General features: G+C 69.5%; 16 protein-coding genes. 5 read left to right on the top strand and 11 right to left on the bottom strand.

Going from position 1 to position 17,405, the window contains the following annotated elements; genetic code table 11:
• The first annotated feature begins 136 nt into the window (after positions 1-136).
• The gene (locus VDQ18_RS12565) at positions 137-1,468 is read left to right on the top strand and encodes a DUF5930 domain-containing protein (protein ID WP_323021280.1); all 1,332 of its coding nucleotides are present in this window, start codon (positions 137-139) and stop codon (positions 1,466-1,468) included.
• Entirely contained in the window at positions 1,458-2,099 is a 642-nt protein-coding gene (locus tag VDQ18_RS12560; protein WP_323021279.1) for a polymer-forming cytoskeletal protein, read from the top strand. Before VDQ18_RS12565 ends, VDQ18_RS12560 begins: the two co-directional genes overlap by 11 nt.
• A 61-nt stretch (positions 2,100-2,160) precedes the next feature.
• On the opposite strand, the gene VDQ18_RS12555 is transcribed toward VDQ18_RS12560, so the two are convergent.
• Positions 2,161-2,961 carry a DUF2189 domain-containing protein gene (locus VDQ18_RS12555; protein ID WP_323021278.1) on the bottom strand — a complete coding sequence of 267 codons (801 nt, stop codon included), beginning with the start codon at positions 2,959-2,961 and terminating at the stop codon, positions 2,161-2,163.
• Positions 2,962-3,109: 148 nt separating this feature from the next.
• Between VDQ18_RS12555 and VDQ18_RS12550 the strand changes: the two genes are divergently transcribed.
• Both VDQ18_RS12550 and VDQ18_RS12545 read left to right on the top strand, forming a co-directional pair.
• Positions 3,110-3,271, top strand: coding sequence for a hypothetical protein (locus tag VDQ18_RS12550; protein WP_323021277.1), 162 nt, complete (start codon positions 3,110-3,112; stop codon positions 3,269-3,271).
• A gap of 110 nt (positions 3,272-3,381) precedes the next feature.
• Entirely contained in the window at positions 3,382-3,543 is a 162-nt protein-coding gene (locus tag VDQ18_RS12545; RefSeq protein WP_323021276.1) for a hypothetical protein, read from the top strand.
• Positions 3,544-3,564: 21 nt separating this feature from the next.
• Here VDQ18_RS12545 and prfB read toward each other — a convergent pair whose 3' ends face one another.
• Together prfB and bcp are read right to left on the bottom strand one after the other, a co-directional pair.
• Positions 3,565-4,686, bottom strand: coding sequence for a peptide chain release factor 2 (gene prfB, locus VDQ18_RS12540; protein WP_323021275.1), 1,122 nt, complete (start codon positions 4,684-4,686; stop codon positions 3,565-3,567).
• A 107-nt stretch (positions 4,687-4,793) separates the two neighbouring features.
• A complete protein-coding gene (gene bcp / locus VDQ18_RS12535; protein WP_323021274.1) occupies positions 4,794-5,264 on the bottom strand; it encodes a thioredoxin-dependent thiol peroxidase in 471 nt (156 codons plus the stop codon).
• An 85-nt stretch (positions 5,265-5,349) separates the two neighbouring features.
• Here bcp and queA point away from each other — a divergent pair, with 85 nt between their 5' ends.
• Complete coding sequence (queA, locus tag VDQ18_RS12530) at positions 5,350-6,396, top strand: tRNA preQ1(34) S-adenosylmethionine ribosyltransferase-isomerase QueA (RefSeq protein ID WP_323021273.1); 1,047 nt, start codon at positions 5,350-5,352, stop codon at positions 6,394-6,396.
• Here queA and VDQ18_RS12525 read toward each other — a convergent pair.
• The 8 genes from VDQ18_RS12525 to VDQ18_RS12490 all read right to left on the bottom strand — a co-directional run.
• Positions 6,393-7,382 (bottom strand): molybdopterin-binding protein, encoded by a 990-nt coding sequence (locus tag VDQ18_RS12525; protein WP_323021272.1) that lies wholly within the window; start codon positions 7,380-7,382, stop codon positions 6,393-6,395. The two genes, queA and VDQ18_RS12525, sit on opposite strands and share 4 nt — an antisense overlap.
• On the bottom strand, positions 7,382-8,359 hold the full coding sequence (locus tag VDQ18_RS12520; RefSeq protein WP_323021271.1) for an XdhC family protein: 978 nt from the start codon (positions 8,357-8,359) through the stop codon (positions 7,382-7,384). Before VDQ18_RS12520 ends, VDQ18_RS12525 begins: the two co-directional genes overlap by 1 nt.
• 137 nt (positions 8,360-8,496) lie before the next feature.
• On the bottom strand, positions 8,497-10,539 hold the full coding sequence (locus tag VDQ18_RS12515) for an OmpA family protein (RefSeq protein WP_323021270.1): 2,043 nt from the start codon (positions 10,537-10,539) through the stop codon (positions 8,497-8,499).
• A gap of 367 nt (positions 10,540-10,906) precedes the next feature.
• Positions 10,907-12,205: a VWA domain-containing protein gene (locus VDQ18_RS12510; protein WP_323021269.1), complete on the bottom strand. Its 1,299-nt coding sequence runs from the start codon at positions 12,203-12,205 to the stop codon at positions 10,907-10,909.
• A 42-nt stretch (positions 12,206-12,247) separates the two neighbouring features.
• On the bottom strand, positions 12,248-13,159 hold the full coding sequence (locus VDQ18_RS12505) for a MoxR family ATPase (RefSeq protein WP_323021268.1): 912 nt from the start codon (positions 13,157-13,159) through the stop codon (positions 12,248-12,250).
• A 91-nt stretch (positions 13,160-13,250) separates the two neighbouring features.
• The gene (locus VDQ18_RS12500; RefSeq protein WP_323021267.1) at positions 13,251-15,443 is read right to left on the bottom strand and encodes a PAS-domain containing protein; all 2,193 of its coding nucleotides are present in this window, start codon (positions 15,441-15,443) and stop codon (positions 13,251-13,253) included.
• Positions 15,440-16,579 carry an FIST N-terminal domain-containing protein gene (locus VDQ18_RS12495; RefSeq protein ID WP_323021266.1) on the bottom strand — a complete coding sequence of 380 codons (1,140 nt, stop codon included), beginning with the start codon at positions 16,577-16,579 and terminating at the stop codon, positions 15,440-15,442. The genes VDQ18_RS12500 and VDQ18_RS12495 overlap by 4 nt, the downstream gene beginning before the upstream one ends.
• Before the next feature lie 65 nt (positions 16,580-16,644).
• The coding region (locus tag VDQ18_RS12490) for an SDR family oxidoreductase (protein ID WP_323021265.1) at positions 16,645-17,405 on the bottom strand (761 nt) is incomplete at its 5' end.

Raw genomic sequence — 17,405 nt, 5'->3', positions numbered from 1 at the left:
GAACGTTGCCGATGCAAAGGGAACCGCCCGGCCAAAATGGTTGCCTGCCTGAAAAGCGCTCGTTAACAGTTTCCCCAACCTCCGCGGCCGTGGTCAGCGGAGGGTAACCTGCGCCGTTCAATCGCGAGGGGGACCTGTGAGGGCCTGGATCGACCACCTGAATACCAAGCTCGAGCGCTTTCTGCCCGAGAAACGCCTGTTCCTGCGTTCCGAGACCAGCACCCGGTTCGTCCGTCTGCGACCCGTCGCGCAAGCATCCATCCTGGCCATCGCCTCGGGCTATATGGCCTGGAGCCTGGTCGCCACCTCGATCCTGTTCTTCGAGGTGATAGGCTCGAACGACCTGCGCGAAAGCGCCCGCCGCGAGCAAAGCTATTTCGAGACGCGCCTGAACGAGATGGCCGCGCAGCGTGACAACGCCCTGATCGAGGTTCAGGCCTCGTACCGCCGCTATGGCGAGGCGATGGACCGCGTGGCCAACATGCAGACCGCGCTGATGGAAGGCGAGCAGCGCAACGCCGAACTGACCCGCGGGATCGACGCGCTGCAGGCGACGCTGCACAGCACCACCACCGCCCGCGACCAGGCCGAGGCGCAGCTGGCCGAACTGGAAGCGCTGGACGCCAATTCGCAACTGGCCCAGACAACCGAGGACCTCGACGAGGTCGAACAGACCCTCGACTTCGTGCTGACCGCGCTGGACCGCACCGCCGACGAGCGCGAACAGATCCGCGCCGTGGCCGATGGCGCCGCCCGTCAGGCCGAACATCTGGCGCTGGAATACCGGCTGATCCAGGACCGCAACACGCGCATCTTCACCCAGCTGGAACAGGCGGTCGAAAGCTCGATCCAGCCGCTGGAACGGATGTTCAGCGCCGCGGGCCTGTCGTCGGAAACGCTGCTGCGGCAGGTGCGGGCGGGCTATCAGACGCGCTCGGCCTCGCTGCAGCCGATCTCGATCTCGACCTCGGGCACGCTCGACCCCGATTCCGACGAGGTGCGCGCCAATTCCGTGCTGGCCGCGCTCGAGGAAATCGACGCCTACCGCATCGCCCTGCAGCGCACCCCCTTCGCGCTGCCGGTCAGCAGCGTGCGCGTCAACTCGCCCTTCGGCTATCGCAGCGACCCGATCACCGGCGGTCGGCGGCTTCATGCCGGTCAGGATTTCGGCGGCGCCCGGGGCACCGCGATCCATGCCACGGCCGATGGCACCGTGAGTTTCGCCGGCCGGCAAAGCGGTTACGGCAATCTGATCATCATCCAGCACGATTTCGGCTTCGAAACCCGCTACGCCCATCTCAGTAGCATCGGCGTGAGAGAAGGCCAAAGGGTCTCGCGCGGGGACCGTATCGGTGGTATGGGATCGACTGGCCGCTCGACGGGCACGCATCTGCACTACGAGATCCGTGTCGGTGGCAACCCCATCAATCCCATGACCTACATAAGGGCAGCACAGAATGTTTTCTAAGAGCAGGATCAACGAAACCGCCGGCCGCGCGGAAGCTCCGCGCGCGTCCGAATCGGCAGCCTCCGCGCCGGTCTCGGCGCCGGTCTCGCGGCCCTCGCTCGACATGGGCGGCAATGTGGGTGCCGGCTCGGCGCCGAAACCCAAGCCCGCGGCCTCGGTGCTGTCGGCCGATCTGCAGATCTCGGGCAACATCCGCACCTCGGGCGATGTGGTGATCGAGGGCGTCGTCGATGGCGACATCCGCGCCCATCTGCTGACCGTGGGCGAAAGCGCCACCATCCGCGGCGAGATCATCGCCGATGACATCGTCATCAACGGCCGGGTCATCGGCCGGGTGCGCGGCCTCAAGGTCCGCCTGACCTCGACCGCGCGGGTCGAGGGGGACATCATCCACAAGACCATCGCCATCGAATCGGGCGCCCATTTCGAGGGTTCCGTGCAACGTCAGGACGACCCGCTGGCCTCGTCGAGCCAGTCGGCCGCCGCCAGCGCCACCGCCTCGTCGGCCCCGCGTCCGGCCGCTGCCGCGCCGCAGCCTGCTGCTGCTCCGGCTGCGCGTCCCTCGATGCCCGCCGAAGCCAGCCGCCCCGCCGCCCCCAAGGCGCCGATGGACAGCAAAGCCTCGCAATAAGCGCGGACCGATCCAGAGACAGGAAGCGGGGGGCCAGCGGCCCCCCGTTTTGCGTTTCGGCTCAGCCCTCGGGCGGCAGCAGGCGCCGGTAAAGGTGCCAACTGGCATGGCCGAAGACCGGCAGCACCACGAAGAGCCCCAGGAACAGCGGCAGCATGCCCAGGAACAGCGCCCCGGCGATGATCGCGGCCCAGAGCGCCATGGTCACCGGGTTGGTCGTCACGCAGCCGAAGCTCGCGATCATGGCGCTGATGAAATCGACCTCGCGGTCAAGGATCAGCGGCAGGCTGACCACGGTCAGCGCGTAGAACAGCGTCGCCATCACCCCGCCGAAGACCGAGCCCACCAGCAGCATCATCAAGCCATTGCCGCTGAGCAGCATGCTCCAGGTCGAGCCGGTGATCGGCGCCAGGCCGAAGAACAGCGCAAAGATCGTATGGGCGATGAAGACCCAGAACATGAAGACCAGCATGACGAACATCGCCATTGACGGCACCTGCCGGTCCTTCTGCGCGAAGACGATGGCGAAGACCGAGCGCAGGCCGAGGGGCTGGCCCTTTTCCAGCCGTCGGCTGACCTCGTAGAGGCCGGTCGCAGCGAAAGGGGCGAGGATCGGGAAGCCTACGGCGATCGGGATGAACCAGTATTCCGCCGCCGAGGCGGCGAAGATCGCGTACATGATCAGCCCGCCCAGCACGTAGAAGGCGCTGAAGACGATCCCGTAGAAGGGCGCGCGGCGGAAATCCCGCCAGCCCAGCGCCAGCACCTCGCGCAGGACGGCAGGGGTGATCGCCGCCGGGGGCGGGATGGTCGAGGGCTCGGCCGCCAGCCGCCCCGCGGGCTCGGGTTGTGTGTCGGTCACAGGCTCCTCCCTTGACGCCCGGTCACGGATCGCGCGGGCGCCCCGCAAGGCTAACACAGGCGGGCGGACGATCAATCGCCATGCACACAGGCACCCGCTAGGCAAAGGCCCCGCCTGGTGGCAGCATGGGGGCAGGGAGGAACCCGCCATGGATCCGGTGACGATGAGCTATTACGCTGCCGTCTGCGCCGCGCTGGGATACGGCGCGGGCGGCATCCGGTCGAAAGTGCTGCGCATCGGGCTGGGCGTGGCCGTGGGGCTGGTCGCAGCGGCGCTTTTGCCCTCGATCCGGGCCGGACTGGGCCTCTGAGCGCGAAAAAGCGAAAGAACGTAGGGTAACTTTGAACCTTCTTAAGGGTTCGGGCGTCTTAGCTGTATCAGCGCCCCAACGGCGCGCCCCGAGTAACCGGAGTACCTGCCATGACCCGCATTCCTGCCCCGCGCGCCTCGTTCGACCTCTATGACGACCTGATGGCGATTTCGCGCCTCGATGCCACCATCAGCGCCTCGCGCCGGCACAACGTCCCGGCGGTCAAGGACTTCAGCCTGCTGGCGAAATTCGTGCCCGGCCTGAAGGTCTGAGGATCAATCCCGGCGCCGGGCTCACTCGCCCTGCGCGTCGGCGCGGCTCTTGCCCGCGACCTGCTGGGCCAAGGTGGCGGCCATGAAGCCGTCCAGATCGCCGTCCAGCACCCCCTGCGTGTCCGAGGTCTCGTACTGGGTCCGCAGATCCTTCACCATCTGATAGGGCTGCAGCACATAGCTGCGGATCTGGTTGCCCCAGCCCGCATCGCCCTTGTTCTCATGCGCCGCGGTGATCGCCGCATTCCGCTTGTCCAGCTCCATCTGATAGAGCCGCGCCTTCAGCGCGTTCATCGCCGCCTCGCGGTTCTGGTGCTGGGATTTCATCGAGCTGGTCACCACGATCCCGGTCGGGATGTGGGTGATCCGCACCGCCGAGTCGGTGGTGTTGACGTGCTGCCCGCCGGCACCGGACGACCGGTAGGTGTCGATGCGGATCTCGTTGGCCGGGACCTCGATCTCGATATTGTCGTCAACGACCGGATAGACCCAGATCGAGGCAAAGGACGTCTCGCGCGTGCCCTTGCCGAAGGGCGAGATCCGCACCAGGCGATGTACGCCCGATTCCGACTTCAGCCAGCCATAGGCATTGGGCCCGCTGATCCGGTAGGAGGCCGACTTGATCCCCGCCTCGGCGCCCGCTTCCTCAGATTGCAGCTCGACCTTGTAGCCGCGCTTTTCCGCCCAGCGGACATACATCCGCTGCAGCATCTCGGCCCAGTCGCAGGCCTCGGTCCCGCCGGCGCCGGCGTTGATCTCCAGGAAGGTGTCGTTGCCGTCGGCCTCGCCATCGAGCAGCGCCTCCAGCTCCTTCGCCGCCGCCTTTTCGCCCAGCGCCTTTAGCGCGGCTTCGGCTTCGGCGACGACATCCTTGTCGTCTTCCATCTCGCCCAGCTCGATCAGCTCGACATTGTCGTTCAGGTCGCGGCTGATCGATTCATAGGTCGAGACCGCTTCCATCAGCTGCTGACGCTCGCGCATCAGCTTCTGGGCGCGGGCCGGGTCGTTCCACAGGTTCGGGTCCTCGATCATCGCGTCGAATTCCTCGAGCCGATGCTTGGCGGTTTCCCAATCCATCCGTTGCGCAAGCAGGTGCAGCGATTTCTGGATCGCCTCGACCGTGTTCTGGGTTTCTGCGCGCATCGGATCACCTGTTCAGCATAGGGAGAGGGGGCCGCGACGGCCCCCTGCCTGGTCGGTCTGATATAAGGTCCGGCCCCCTCAGGCAAGGGCAGGCCGGGGAAGGGCCCTCAGGCCGGGCGCACCATCGCCTCGACCGCGGCCAGCACCTCTTCGGCGTGGCCCTTGACGCTGACCTTGGGCCAGATCCGGGCGATCTGTCCCTGGCCGTCGATCAGGAAGGTGGCGCGGGTGATGCCCATGAAGGTCTTGCCATACATGGATTTCTCGCCCCAGACGCCGTAGCGCTCGCAGATGTCGCCCTCTTCGTCGGACACGAGGATCACGCCCAGATCGTGCTTCAGCTTGAACTTCTCATGCTTCTTCACGCTGTCCTTGCTGACGCCGATCACCACCGCGCCCGCGGCCTCGAAGGCATGGCCCAGTTCGGTGAAATCCTTGGCTTCCTGCGTGCAGCCGGGGGTATCGTCCTTGGGGTAGAAGTACAGGACCACCGGCTGCCCGCGCAATTCGCTCAGGGTGACGCTGGTGCCGTCGTGGTCGGGGGCGGTGAAGTCGGGGGCCTTGTCGCCGATATCCATGGTGCTCTCCTCTGGTTGCCTAAGTTGTAGTCGGGCGGGCGCGGGGATAAAGGGGGGCGGGGCGGAAAAGTGAAGGATCGGCCGCGTGAAGCTCAGCGATTTTGATTTTGACCTGCCCGAGGATCTGATCGCCACCCGGCCGATGAAGCCGCGCCCTGCCGCGCGGCTCCTGCTGGCCGAGGGGGACGGGATCACCGACCGCCATGTCCGCGATCTGGTCGGGATCCTGCGCCCGGGTGACCGGCTGGTCCTGAACAACACCCGCGTCATTCCCGCGCGCCTGTTCGGCGAGCGTCTGCGCGCGACAAAGGACGGCTCGGGCCGCGCCAAGGTCGAGGTGACGCTGCTGAATCCAGAGCCTGCGGGCGGCTGGCGGGTGCTGGCGCGACCCCTGCGCAAGCTGGCCCCGGGCGACCGGCTGGACTTCGGGGCTGGGCTCACGGCCGTGGTGGCGGGCAAGGACGAGCGTGAGGCGGTGCTGGCCTTCGACCTGACCGGCCCCGCCTTCGACGCCGCGCTGGAGGAAGCGGGCCGCATGCCGCTGCCGCCCTATATCGAAAGCCGCCGCCCGGCCGACGCCCAGGACCGCGAGGATTACCAGCCGGTCTTCGCCCGCGAGCGCGGCGCGGTGGCGGCGCCCACCGCGAGCCTGCATTTCGACCAGCCGCTTCTGGATGACCTGCGCGCGATGGGTGTCGATTTCACCGAGGTGACGCTGCATGTCGGCGCGGGGACCTTCCTGCCGGTCAAGGTCGAGGACGTGACCACCCACCGCATGCATGCCGAATGGGGCGAGGTCACGCCCGAAGCCGCGGCGGAGATCAACGCGACGAAAGCCGCGGGCGGGCGGATCATTCCGGTTGGCACCACCGCGCTCAGGCTGATCGAGAGCGCGGCGCGCTCGGGCCGGGTCGAGCCCTGGCGGGGCGAGACGGATATCTTCATCTACCCGGGCTTCACCTTCCATGCGGCGGATGGGCTGATCACCAATTTCCACCTGCCGAAATCGACCCTCCTGATGCTGGTCTCGGCGCTGATGGGGGCCGACAGGATCCGCGCGATCTATGACCACGCGGTGGCCGAACGCTACCGCTTCTTCTCCTACGGCGACGCCTCGCTCCTGTTGCCCTAACCCTTCCGGTCGCGGGGACGGGGCCGGGTCGGAATGTCCTTGAGCAACCCGCCCACGCCCATGCCGCGGATGTCGGCGCCGGTGACCGGCACGCCGCAGATCAGCCGCTCCAGCACCCAATCGGCGCCGTTCAGGGCGGGCGAGCGGGCGCAGCCGGGCAGGCCCACGACCGGCACGCCGTTCAGCGAGCCGATGAACAGCAGATTGCCCGGATCGACCGGCATGCCGAAATGCTCGACCACGCCGCCCGCGCGTCGCAGCGCCGAGGGCGCCACGTCGCGGATATCCGAGGTGGCCGAGGCGGTGAGGATCAGGATCAGCGCGCCCCGGGCCTGCGCCAGCGCCTCGGCCAGCGCGGTTTCCTCATGAGGAACAAGCACTTCCGGCCCGAGCTTCACACCCAGCCGCTGCAGGCGCTCTTCGGTCACGCGGTGGCCCTTGTCGCCCAGTCCCTCGCCGACCACGGTCTCGATCATCACCGCGTCACTCAGCACCGGCAGCGCCAGATCCAGCGCCCCGTGCCCTGCGGCGCAGGCGGCGGAAACCGACGCCTTCTCAAGCCCGTAGGCGATGATCTTCACCGTCGCCACCATGCCGCGGGGCTCCATCCGGTGCCATTCCGGCACGGTGGCGAGGGTGATCGCCGGATCGGCGTTGTTCACCGCTGCGACCTTGGCCGGGTCGATCCGGGCGATCCCGGCGCCCTTGGCCATGACATTGACCCGTCCGGTGCCAACGGGTTGCAATTCCAGCCCCTGCGAGCCCGCCACCAGCGCCTCGGCCAGCGCCAGCGCCGCCGCATCCTCGCCCATATCGGCCGGCCCCAGCCGCGCAGCGATGACCCGCGCGCGCCCCGCCTCGCGCAGCGCGGCGATATCCGCGGCTTGCAGCACCTTGCCCTTTTTCAGCCGCCCGCCCGGCAGCGGCACCGAATGCGCCAGCACCGCCCCCAGCGCATCCTCAAGATCGACGGGCCCGAACTCCATCACGCCTGTCTCAACACCTGCGTCACCTGCGCCAGCACCGAGACGGCGATCTCGGCCGGGGTCTTGGCGCCGATATCGAGGCCGACGGGGGCATGGATGCGGGCGATCTGGTCCTCGGTGATCCCTGCCGCCCGCAGCCGTTCCAGCCGCTTGGCATGGGTCCGGGTGGAGCCGAGGCAGCCGAGATAGAACACGTCCGAGCGGAGCGCCGCGATGATCGCCGGATCGTCGAGCTTGGTGTCATGGGTCAGCGTCACCACCGCGGTCCGCGCGTCCAGCCCCTCGGCCAGCAGCCCCTCGTCCGGCCAGTCGTGGCGGATCACGGTATCGGGGAAGCGCCCCTCGCTGGCGAAGGCGTCGCGCGGGTCGATCAGCACCGGGTCATAGCCCGCGAGCTTCGCCATCGGCACCAGCGCCTGCGCGATATGCACGGCGCCGACGATCAGCATCCGCAGGGGCGGGTTGAAGAGGGCGATGAATTCGCCGCTTTCCTCCATCCCCGAGCGATCGGCCCGGAAGCGCTCCGGCAGGTCCGACGGCCCCAGAAGCCGCCGCTCCCAGCCCTCGATCGTCACGCCATAGGCCAGGGGCTTGCGGGCCGCGCGGGCCTCGACCACCGCTTCCAGCATCGCCACGGGCATGCCCTTGCCGATGGGTTCGACCAGCACCCGGATCGTGCCGCCGCAGGCCAGGCCGACCGAAAACGCGGTCTCGTCCGTCACGCCGAAGGTCAGGACCCGGGGCGTGCCATCGCCGAGCGCCTCCAGCGCCTCGACCACCACCGCGCCTTCGACGCAGCCGCCCGAGACCGAGCCCATGATCTCGCCCTCGCCGGAAATCGCCAGTTGCGAGCCGGGCTGACGGGGGGCCGAGCCCCAGGTCTCGATCACCGTCGCCAGTGCCGCGCCCTTGCCGGCGCGGTGCCAGTCCAGGGCGATCTCGGGGATACGGTCGTGCTGCGGGGCGTCAGGCTGCATGGGGGGATCCTCCTGCTCCATACTATGCGGTCGGTTTCGGCCGAAGGCCAGCGCGACCTTTGGGGCAGGGGCAGGCGGGGCAACGGAAAACCCCCGGCACCGAAAGGCGCCGGGGGCGAGGGTCACAAGACCGCAGATCAGTTCGAGGCGACCTGCAGCAGCGGCGTGATGCGGCGGACCACCACGCGGCGGTTCTCGCGTTCCGCGGCCTCGGTGCGGATGCGCAGATCGCTTTCGCCATAACCCTGCAGCACCATATTCGCGGGCGAGACGCCGAAGTATTCGGTCAGCGCCCGGGCCACCGATTCCGCACGGCGGTCGGACAGCGTCAGGTTCATCACATCGCTGCCCACGGCGTCGGTGTGGCCTTCGATCAGGAACACCTCGTTCGGGTTCTCGGCGATCATGCTGGTCATCAGCTCGCCCAGCGCCAGCAGGTTGCGCGCCTCATCGGGCGAGATCGCCGCCGAGCCGGTATCGAAGGTGATGTTCTGCACCTGCGCCGCCGGGGCCAGATAGCGCACCCGGTCGATCTGCCGGATCTGGTTGAGCGAGAAGGCGCGGTTCACCGGCGCCTGGCTTTCCAGCGCCACGCGCAGCGCCCGTTCGTCCTGCGGATCCACCTGACGCGGGGCCTGACGGTTGGGCTCGGGCAGCTGGCTGATCACCACCGGCTCGTAGGTCTGGGTGTCGTCGAAGAGAATGGTGCGAGAGCCATCGGCATGGATCACCACGCGCTTGACCACGCGGGCCTCGGCGTTGCGCACCGTCACCACTTGGCTGCCGTCGCGCTGCAGGACCACGGTTTCCGACGAGCCGTCCGAATAGCGGCGGGTCGTGACCTCGCTGCCCGGCTGGCGCAGGATCGCGTCATCATCGCGCAGCACCTGCAGATGGCCGTTGCGGTCGCGGACCACCACACGGTCGGGCGAGGTGCCGACAACCTCGCGGTTGTCGTTCAGCAGCGCGCCGACGACCAGCGCCCCGGCGGCACCGACCAGCGCGCCCTGCAGGAAGCGGTTGAAATTGTCGTCTTCCTGCTGGCCCTGGGCCTGGACCTGCTGCTGGGCCGCAGCCTCGCCCTCGGTCGCGGCGGTGGTGTCGGTCGCAGCGTAATCCTCGGACGAGAGGCGGGCGTTTTCCTCGGTCACGGTCTCGGTGCTTTCCTCGACCACGTCACCGGATTCGGTGGCGGCGAGGGGCGCTTCGGCTTCGCCGGTCGCGGCTTCGGTCGCGGCGTCCGAGGGTTCGGTCGGGATCACGTCCTGTTCGGCCTCGGCGGTGGCCTCGGTCGTCGCTTCCTCGTCCGAGCCCCCGCCCAGCGCGTTGACGATCCGGTCCAGCGTCGAGGGTTCTTCCTCGGTCGCCGTCTCGGCCTCAGCGGCGGCTTCGGCTTCGGTCGTGGTCTCGGTTTCCGTGGCGGCTTCAGCCTCGGTGGTGGTTTCGGCCTGGGTCTCGCCCTCGGCCGTCGCTTCTTCCTCCGAGCCACCACCCAGCGCGTTCACCAGACGGTCCAGCACCGAGGGATCTTCCTCGGCGGCGGCTTCGGCCTCGGGCTGCGGGTCGACCGGGGTTTCGGCCTGAACTTCGGCCTGAGCCTCGGGTTGGGCCTCAAGGGGGGCTTCGGCGGGCGCTTCGGCCTGAACCTCGGCTTCGGCCGCGGGCAGGGTTTCTACCGGCGCTTCGGCCTGAACCTCGGCTTCGGCCTCGGGCTGGGCCTCGACCGGCGCTTCGGCCTGAGCCTCTGGCGCGGGCAGGGTTTCGGGCTGAGCCTCGGGTTGGGCCTCAGTTTGCGCCTCGGTCTGGAGCTCGGCTTCCGGCTGGATCTCGGTCTCGGCCTGAACCTCGGCCTCGCCCTGGGCGGCACCGCCCAGCTGCTCGGTCAGCGTCTCGAGCGAGGGCGCGGCGCCCCCCTCGGCGCTACCTTCGGCGGCGGCCCCGGCCTCGGCTTCCGCCTGCGGCTGGGTGACGTCCTCGGCGGCGGCGCCATTGGCTTCCTCGGCCTGCAGGGCCTCGGACACGGCGACGTTGCACTCGTCCGGCGTCATCGCATCGTTGCAGAGTTCGGCCCGCAGTTCCGCGGGGCCGCGGCCCTGTTGGGCCATCGCCGGGAAGGTCACCGGCACGGCCAGCGCGAAGCTGGTCACCAGGGCAGTCGTCGTCTTAAGGGGGCGTCGCATGGCAACTCCTCTGAGCGTTCAAGTTGCCTGTAAACGCCCGGAGGCCCGGCTTGTTCCGAAGATAAGCTGCGACAGGGGCGCGCAGGGGGTGTCGGGAGGGGCCTGAAACCAAGACCGCCGCGCCCGGGAGGAAGGCGCGGCGGCAGGTGTGACCCCATGGGCTGACGGGGTCGCCTGGCCGCTGGGAGGGAGAGCGCGACCGTTGCAATCCAGATGGGGTGGGCGGGGTGAAAAGCCAAGGGGGGGGAAGGCGCGACCTTCGGTCGCAATCGTGCAGGCGCCATGAATCAAAGGCGGACAAGCTGTTGATATTTCTGTGATCGACTTGGGGCCGGGGCGCGCAGAGCCCCGGACCGCCCCGCTGGGCTCAGCCGTTCAGCATCGCCATCAGCCGCGCCTTCTCGCCCCGGTCGCGGGGGTCTGACAGCGCCTCGGCCAGGGCTTCCAGCGAGGCGATGGAATGCCCGGCCCTGAGCGTGTCGACATGCGGCAGCATGGCCCGCACGCCCTGCGCGCGCGGCGCGAACCCGTCCCAGCGCAACAGCGGGTTCAGCCAGATCAGCCGCCGGGCCGAGAGATGCAGGCGCTCCATCTCTTTCGTCAGCAGCGCCGGATCGTCGCGGTCCAGCCCGTCGGTGATCAAGAGGACCACCGCGCCCTGACCCAGCACCCGCCGCGACCAGTCGCGGTTGAATTCGTGCAGGCAGGCGCCGATCCGGGTGCCGCCCTGCCAGTCCCGCGCCTCGTGCCCCGCCGCGTTCAGCGCCGCGTCCACGTCGCGGGTCTTCAGGTGGCGCGAGATATTGGTCAGCCGCGTCCCGAAGGTGAAGGCATGGACCCGCGCCCAGCCCTGGCCCTGCCGGTTGGCGACCGCATGGACGAAATGCAGCACCATCCGCGAATAGGAGGCCATCGAACCCGAGATGTCGCAGAGCACCACCAGCGCCGGCCAGCGCGTCGTGGGCTGCCGCCGGGCCAGCGTCAGCACCTCGCCGCCCGTCCGCATCGCGCCCCTGAGCGTGCGGCGCCAGTCGGGGCGGGAGCCCAGCGGATCGGCGGTCAGGCGGCGGGTCTTCAGGGGCTTCACCGGCAGCGACAGGCGGGCCAGCATGCGCCGGGCCTGCGCCGCTTCCTCGGCATTCATCTGCTCGAAATCGAGGGCACGGAGCTTTTCCTCGGACGAGGCGGTGAAACTGGCGTCGATCTCGATCAGCGCGTCTTCGTCATCCTTGTCATCGCGCTCGGGCGGGGCGGGGGGCTCGGCCCCATCGAGCAGCGCCTCGGCCGCGCGCTTGGCGGCGGAGGCGGCTTTCTGTTCCTCCTGCACGCCCTTCACCGCGGGCAGGAGCAGCGCCATCATGTGTTCCATGTAGCGGGGATCGCGCCAGAAGAGGCGGAAGACCTGATGGAAGACCTGCCGTTCCTCGGGGCGCGAGACGAAGACCGCGTGCAGGGTCCAGTAGAAATCCTCGCGCCGCGTGAACCCCGCCGCCCGCACCGCCTCGATGGCAGTCAGCACCCGGCCGGGGCCGACCGGCAGCCCGGCCTTCCGCAGCGCCCGGGCGAAATGCGTGAGATTCGCCGTGAGCTTGGGGTCGTCGGGCAGGGGGAGCGTGGGCTCGGCCAAATCGGGCGTCTCGCTTTTGGCGGCGCCCGGGGGTTTCACACCCCCGGGACCCCCGTGGAGTATTTCTGGCAAGATGATGCGTCAGGCGGTTTCGAGGGATTTCTTCGCGTCGTCCAGAAGGCGCTTGGCCTCGGAGCCCTGCAGGCGGGCGATGTCGTCCTGGTATTTGAGGATGGCGCCCAGGGTGTCGGCGATCACCTCGGGGCTGAGCGCGATCACGTCGAGGGCGAGGAGGCATTTGGCCCAGTCGATGGTTTCGGCGACGCCCGGGCGCTTGAAGAGGTCCTCGCCCCTCAGGCGCTGGACGAAGGCCACCACCTCGCGGCTGAGGTCGGCGGCGGCCTCGGGGACGCGGGCCTGCAGGATCTCGGTCTCGCGGGCGAAATTCGGGTAATCGACCCAATGGTAGAGGCAGCGGCGCTTCAGCGCGTCATGCACCTCGCGCGTGCGGTTCGAGGTGAGGATGACGATGGGCGGCTCGGGCGCCTTGACGGTGCCGAGTTCGGGGATCGTCACCTGAAAATCGCCGAGCGCCTCCAGGAGGAAGGCCTCGAAAGGCTCGTCGGTACGGTCGATCTCGTCGATCAGGAGCACCGGCGCGCCGCCGTCCTGGGGCCGCATGGCCTGCAGGAGGGGGCGCTCGATCAGGTAGTCGGGGCCGAAGAGGTCGGTGCGCAGGCTTTCGGCACCGGTACCGGTGGCCTCGGCGGCGCGGATCGCCACCATCTGCGCGGCGAAGTTCCATTCGTAGACGGCCGAGGCCGCATCCAGCCCCTCGTAGCATTGCAGGCGGATCAGGCGGCGGCCCAGCGCCGCGGCGATGGCCTTGGCGATCTCGGTCTTGCCGGTCCCGGCCTCGCCTTCCAGAAACAGCGGCCGGCCGAGTTTCAGGGCGAGGAAGGTGACGGTGGCGAGCGAGCGCCCGCAGATGTAGTTCTGGCCGGCCAGCAGCGCCTCGACGGCGTCGATACTGGCGATGTCGCGATGGCTCACGCCGGATCCTCCCTGATCATCGGGCCATACTGGGGGCCGGGCGGGCGCGATACAAGCGCCGAGCGGGGGCTTGCGACCAATGGACAGGTCCTCAGTCGCGGCGCGCGGCGGAGGCGACGAAGCGTTGCAGGAGCCCGGTGTCGAGGGGCTTGTAGAGAAGCGGCACCCCGGCGCGGAGCGCGCGCAGCCGCAGGGGTTCGGCCCTTGTCGCGGTCAGCAGGCGCGCGGGCAGGGGGCCGTGGCGGCGGGCAAGGTCCTGCATCAGGGCAAGTCCCGCGTCCTCGTCCCCGGCGCGGGCGTCGATCAGCACGAAATCGGGCGGCAGGCCGATTTCCTCGATCAGCGCCAGCGCCTCGTCCGGGTCCGGCACGTCGAGGATATTGACCCCCCAGCCATCCAGCAGATGGGTGAGCGCGCGGCGCATGTCGCTGTCTGCGGCCACCAGCAGGCCGATCAGGTCGCGCGGCAGGTCGGGACGGGGGACCGGCGGCGCGGGCGGGGCGGCGGCCGGGGCCTCGGCCGGGGGGCCCAGATGCAGGACGAAGCGCGAGCCGCGGCCGAGGCGGGAATCGAGGGTCACGGCATGGCCGAGCAGCGCCGAGGCCCGCTCGACGATGGCGAGGCCCAGGCCCATCCCCTCGGAGGCCGAGGCGCGGGCGTTGAGGCGGTGGAATTCGCGGAAGATCGCCTCGCGGTCGGCCTCGGGGATGCCGGGGCCGGTGTCGGTGACCTCGGCCCGGATCCCGGCCTGAGTGTGGCGCACGCCGACCAGCACGCCGCCCCGGTCGGTGTAGCGCAGGGCATTGCCGATCAGGTTCTGCAGGATGCGCCGCAGCCAGGTCGGGTCCGAGACGACCACCGCGGCGGTCGGCCGCAGGCGCAGGCTGAGCCCGTTGTCGGCGGCGATCGGGGCGAATTCCTCGGCCAGACGGGCCAGAAGCGGGCCCAGCGGCACGGGCTGGGGGCGCACCGACAGCCGCCCGCTTTCCAGCCGCGAGATGTCGAGGAGCGCGTCGAGGATGGTTTCCACCGAGTGCAGGGCCGAGCGGGTCTTGCCCAGCGCGTCCATCGCCCGGGGGTTCAGATCCTCGTCCTCCATCGAGGCGAGGAACAGCTTGGCGGCCGAGAGCGGTTGCAGCAGGTCGTGGCTGGCGGCGGCGACGAAGCGCGAGCGGGTGGCACTGGCGCGTTCGGCATGGGCCAGCGCCTCGCCCAGCTCCAGCGTGCGGGCGGCGACGCGGGCTTCCAGCGTCTCGTTGGCGCGGGACAGCCCGGCGATGGCGCGGCGTTCGGCGGTGACATCGGTGAAGGAGATCACGAAACCGCCATCCGGCATTTCCTGCGCGAAGGCGTCGAGTACCACGCCCCCTTCGCGCGTGACTTCGAAGCGCAGCGGCTGGCGCGGCGTCGGCCCCCCAACCCAGGCGCGCAGCCCCTCGAATCGCAGCGAGCCGGGCGAGAGGCGCCCGGCCAGATCGTCGAAAGCGAGGCCGGGGCGAAAGCGGGTGCGGTTCACGGCCAGCAATTCGGCGGCGCGTTCGTTCCAGCCGATCATCCGCGCCTCGGCATCGAAGATGCAGACGCCCTGGCTGATGTGGTCGAGCGTCGCCCGCACGATCCGCGCCTGGTCGTCCAGGAGGCGCCCGCGGGCCTCGCGTTCGGCGCGGATGATGTCGGTGACATCGGTCTGCAGGATCACCGTGCCGCCATCGCCGGTGCGATGCTCGCTGACCTGCAGCCAGCGGTCGCCTTTCAGCGCCACGGTGAAGTTGGTGGACCGGTCGCGGTGGCGCCTGAGGCGCAGCACGGCCCAATCCTGGGCGCTGACCCCTTCGGGCAGGGACAGCTGGCCCGAGCCGCTGACCAGTTCCACGTAGCGCGCGAAGCTGAGCCCCGGCACCAGCGCCGGCTGGATGTCGCTCAGCTGCAGGCCGAAGCGCGAATTGCACATGACCAGCACGTCGTCGGGACCGAAGAGGCCGAAGCCCTCCTGCACCGTCTCGATGGCATCGGCGAGGTTGCGGCGCGCGGCCTCGGTCTCGCGGTTGGCGGCGGCGAGGCGGGCGTTCGACTGGTTCAGAAGGTCCAGCGCCGCCTCCAGCTCGCGGGTGCGGGCGCGGACCTGTTCCTCCAGCATCGCCGCGCGCTCGAACTGGGCATAGGCGGCGCCTGACAGGTCGGTGCCCTGCTCGACCCGGCGCATCAGCACCTCGACGATCTGCAGGAGCTTGTCGGTCTGGCGGGCGGGGCTGTCCTCGGGGTTCAGAAGGCTGCGCGGGCTCACGGGGCCGCCCCGGGCGGATAGAGGGCGACGCCGGTCAGCGTCTGATTCACATGCATGGCGTTCAGCTGCTCGCCATATGTGGAAAAGCCCGTCACGCCATGGTCGCGCAGGAGGGTAGAGATGCGGCCGGTGAGCTGCTTTTCCTGCGCTTCCATCCGGCGCAGCACGCAGTCGCAGGCAAGGATCGCAGCGGGGCGTTGGGCGCCGGTGAGCCCGGCCAGCGCGCCCGCCAGATGATCCGCCATGTCCAGAGGTTCGGCCAGCGTCAGCACCAGCCCCTCGTCGATGGCGGAATAGAAGATCAGATCGCCGTTCTCGTCCACCTGCCGGATCGAGCGGACATGGTGGCGCCCGCCGACCCGCACCACGACCGGATGGGCGGCAAAGGTGAAGGGGGTCAGCTGGCCCGGATCCTTGCCCAGCAGGCGGGCGTATTCGCGGGCGGCGGGTTCGGCGTTGATCGCCTGAACGGTGCGGCGGGCGGGATCGGCGTGGGTCACCACCATGCGGGTGTCGGTCGGGCGGAAATGGTCGAATTTGAAGACCTTGACCGGACAATCGGTGCGCAGGATCGTCACCACGGCGGCGTTGCGCAAGGCCTTGCCGCCGTGGAAGACGAAGGTCTCCAGAAACCGGGTGCCATCGGCCGCCGAGCCGCCGAACAGGGGCGTGGCCCCCAGGCCGGGGGAGAGGAGCGAGGCGAGTTCGTCTTCCTTGGCCGACAGGCCGTCTACCAGCAGATAAACGAACTCATGCTCCCAATCGGGGCGGCGTCGGGCCAGTGCCCCCCGGGCGCGGATCAGGTCGCCGATCACAGCCTGCGCGTCGAGGGACGACAGATCCGGGATCAGCAGCGGTTCGGCGGCGAAATGGGCGGCGGGGAAGGCGGCGGCGACGATCATCCCCTCGGCGTAACCCTGCGCCGCGATCTCGCCCGCGGTGGTGCAGCCGATGACCGGGGCCGGGGCCAGGTCGCGGGAGAGAGCGCGCACCTGACGCTCGCGTTCCGGCGCGCGGGGCGAGACGAAGACCACCACCAGCGCGAAGGGGCCGGGACCCAGCGAGCGCGCCAGCGTTGCCGCCGCCTGCGGGTCGTCGGCCGGGGTCTCGGCCACGCGCATCACCTCAGGGGCCATCGCATCCTCCGTTGCCGGGCCGAGGCTAGGATGCGGTCCGGCGCTTGTCCAGAGCGGCCCCGGTGCTATCGCAACAGGCGCGCGGCCAGCCCCGGGGACATCCGGTTGACGAGGCGCAGCAGCTTCGCCTTGCCGACCCAGATCTCGGCCTGTCCCCGCTCCAGCCCCGTCAGCACCGCGGCGGCGGCCTGCGCCGGAGTGATCTTGCCCGATCCGCGCCCCTCGGTCATGTCGGTGGCGACCAGCGACATGATCGCCTCGCTTACCTGCAGATGGGGCGCGGCGCGCTGGCATTGATAGCGCAGCGCCCGGGTGAACGAGCGCGCCGCCGCCTTGGTCGCGCCATAGACCGGCGAGGCGGCCTTGGGCGCGATGGCGAGGCCGGAGGTGATGGTGACCACCGCCGCCCGTTCCTGCCGGGCGAGGACCGGCAGCAGGCCCAGCGTCAGGGCGACGACCGAGTCGAGGTTGGTGGCGATCTCGTGCCGGGCAAAGGCGGTGGCCTGCGCCGGGGGCAGTGCGAAGAGGTCCATCTCCACCTGCACCCCGGCGTTGTTGATCAGCAGGTCGATCCCGGGATGGTCGCGGGCCAGATCGGCGACGAGGCAGTCGACCTCCGCCCGCGACGCCAGATCCGCGCGCCGGGTGACGATTGCGCCGGGAAAGGCCTGTTCCAGCGCCGTCAGACGGCTCTGGCTCTGCCCGACGACGATGATCCGGCAGCCGCGCGCCACAAGCTGGCGGCTGAGTTCCAACCCGATGCCGCGCGCGCCGCCGGTGACCAGCGCGGTCCGGCCGTGAAGCGACAGGCTCATGCCCCCGCCTC

Origin of the sequence: Pararhodobacter sp. (assembly GCF_034676075.1) — a bacterium.
Lineage (GTDB): Bacteria > Pseudomonadota > Alphaproteobacteria > Rhodobacterales > Rhodobacteraceae > Pararhodobacter.
This window is presented reverse-complemented; position numbering and strand designations above follow the sequence as displayed.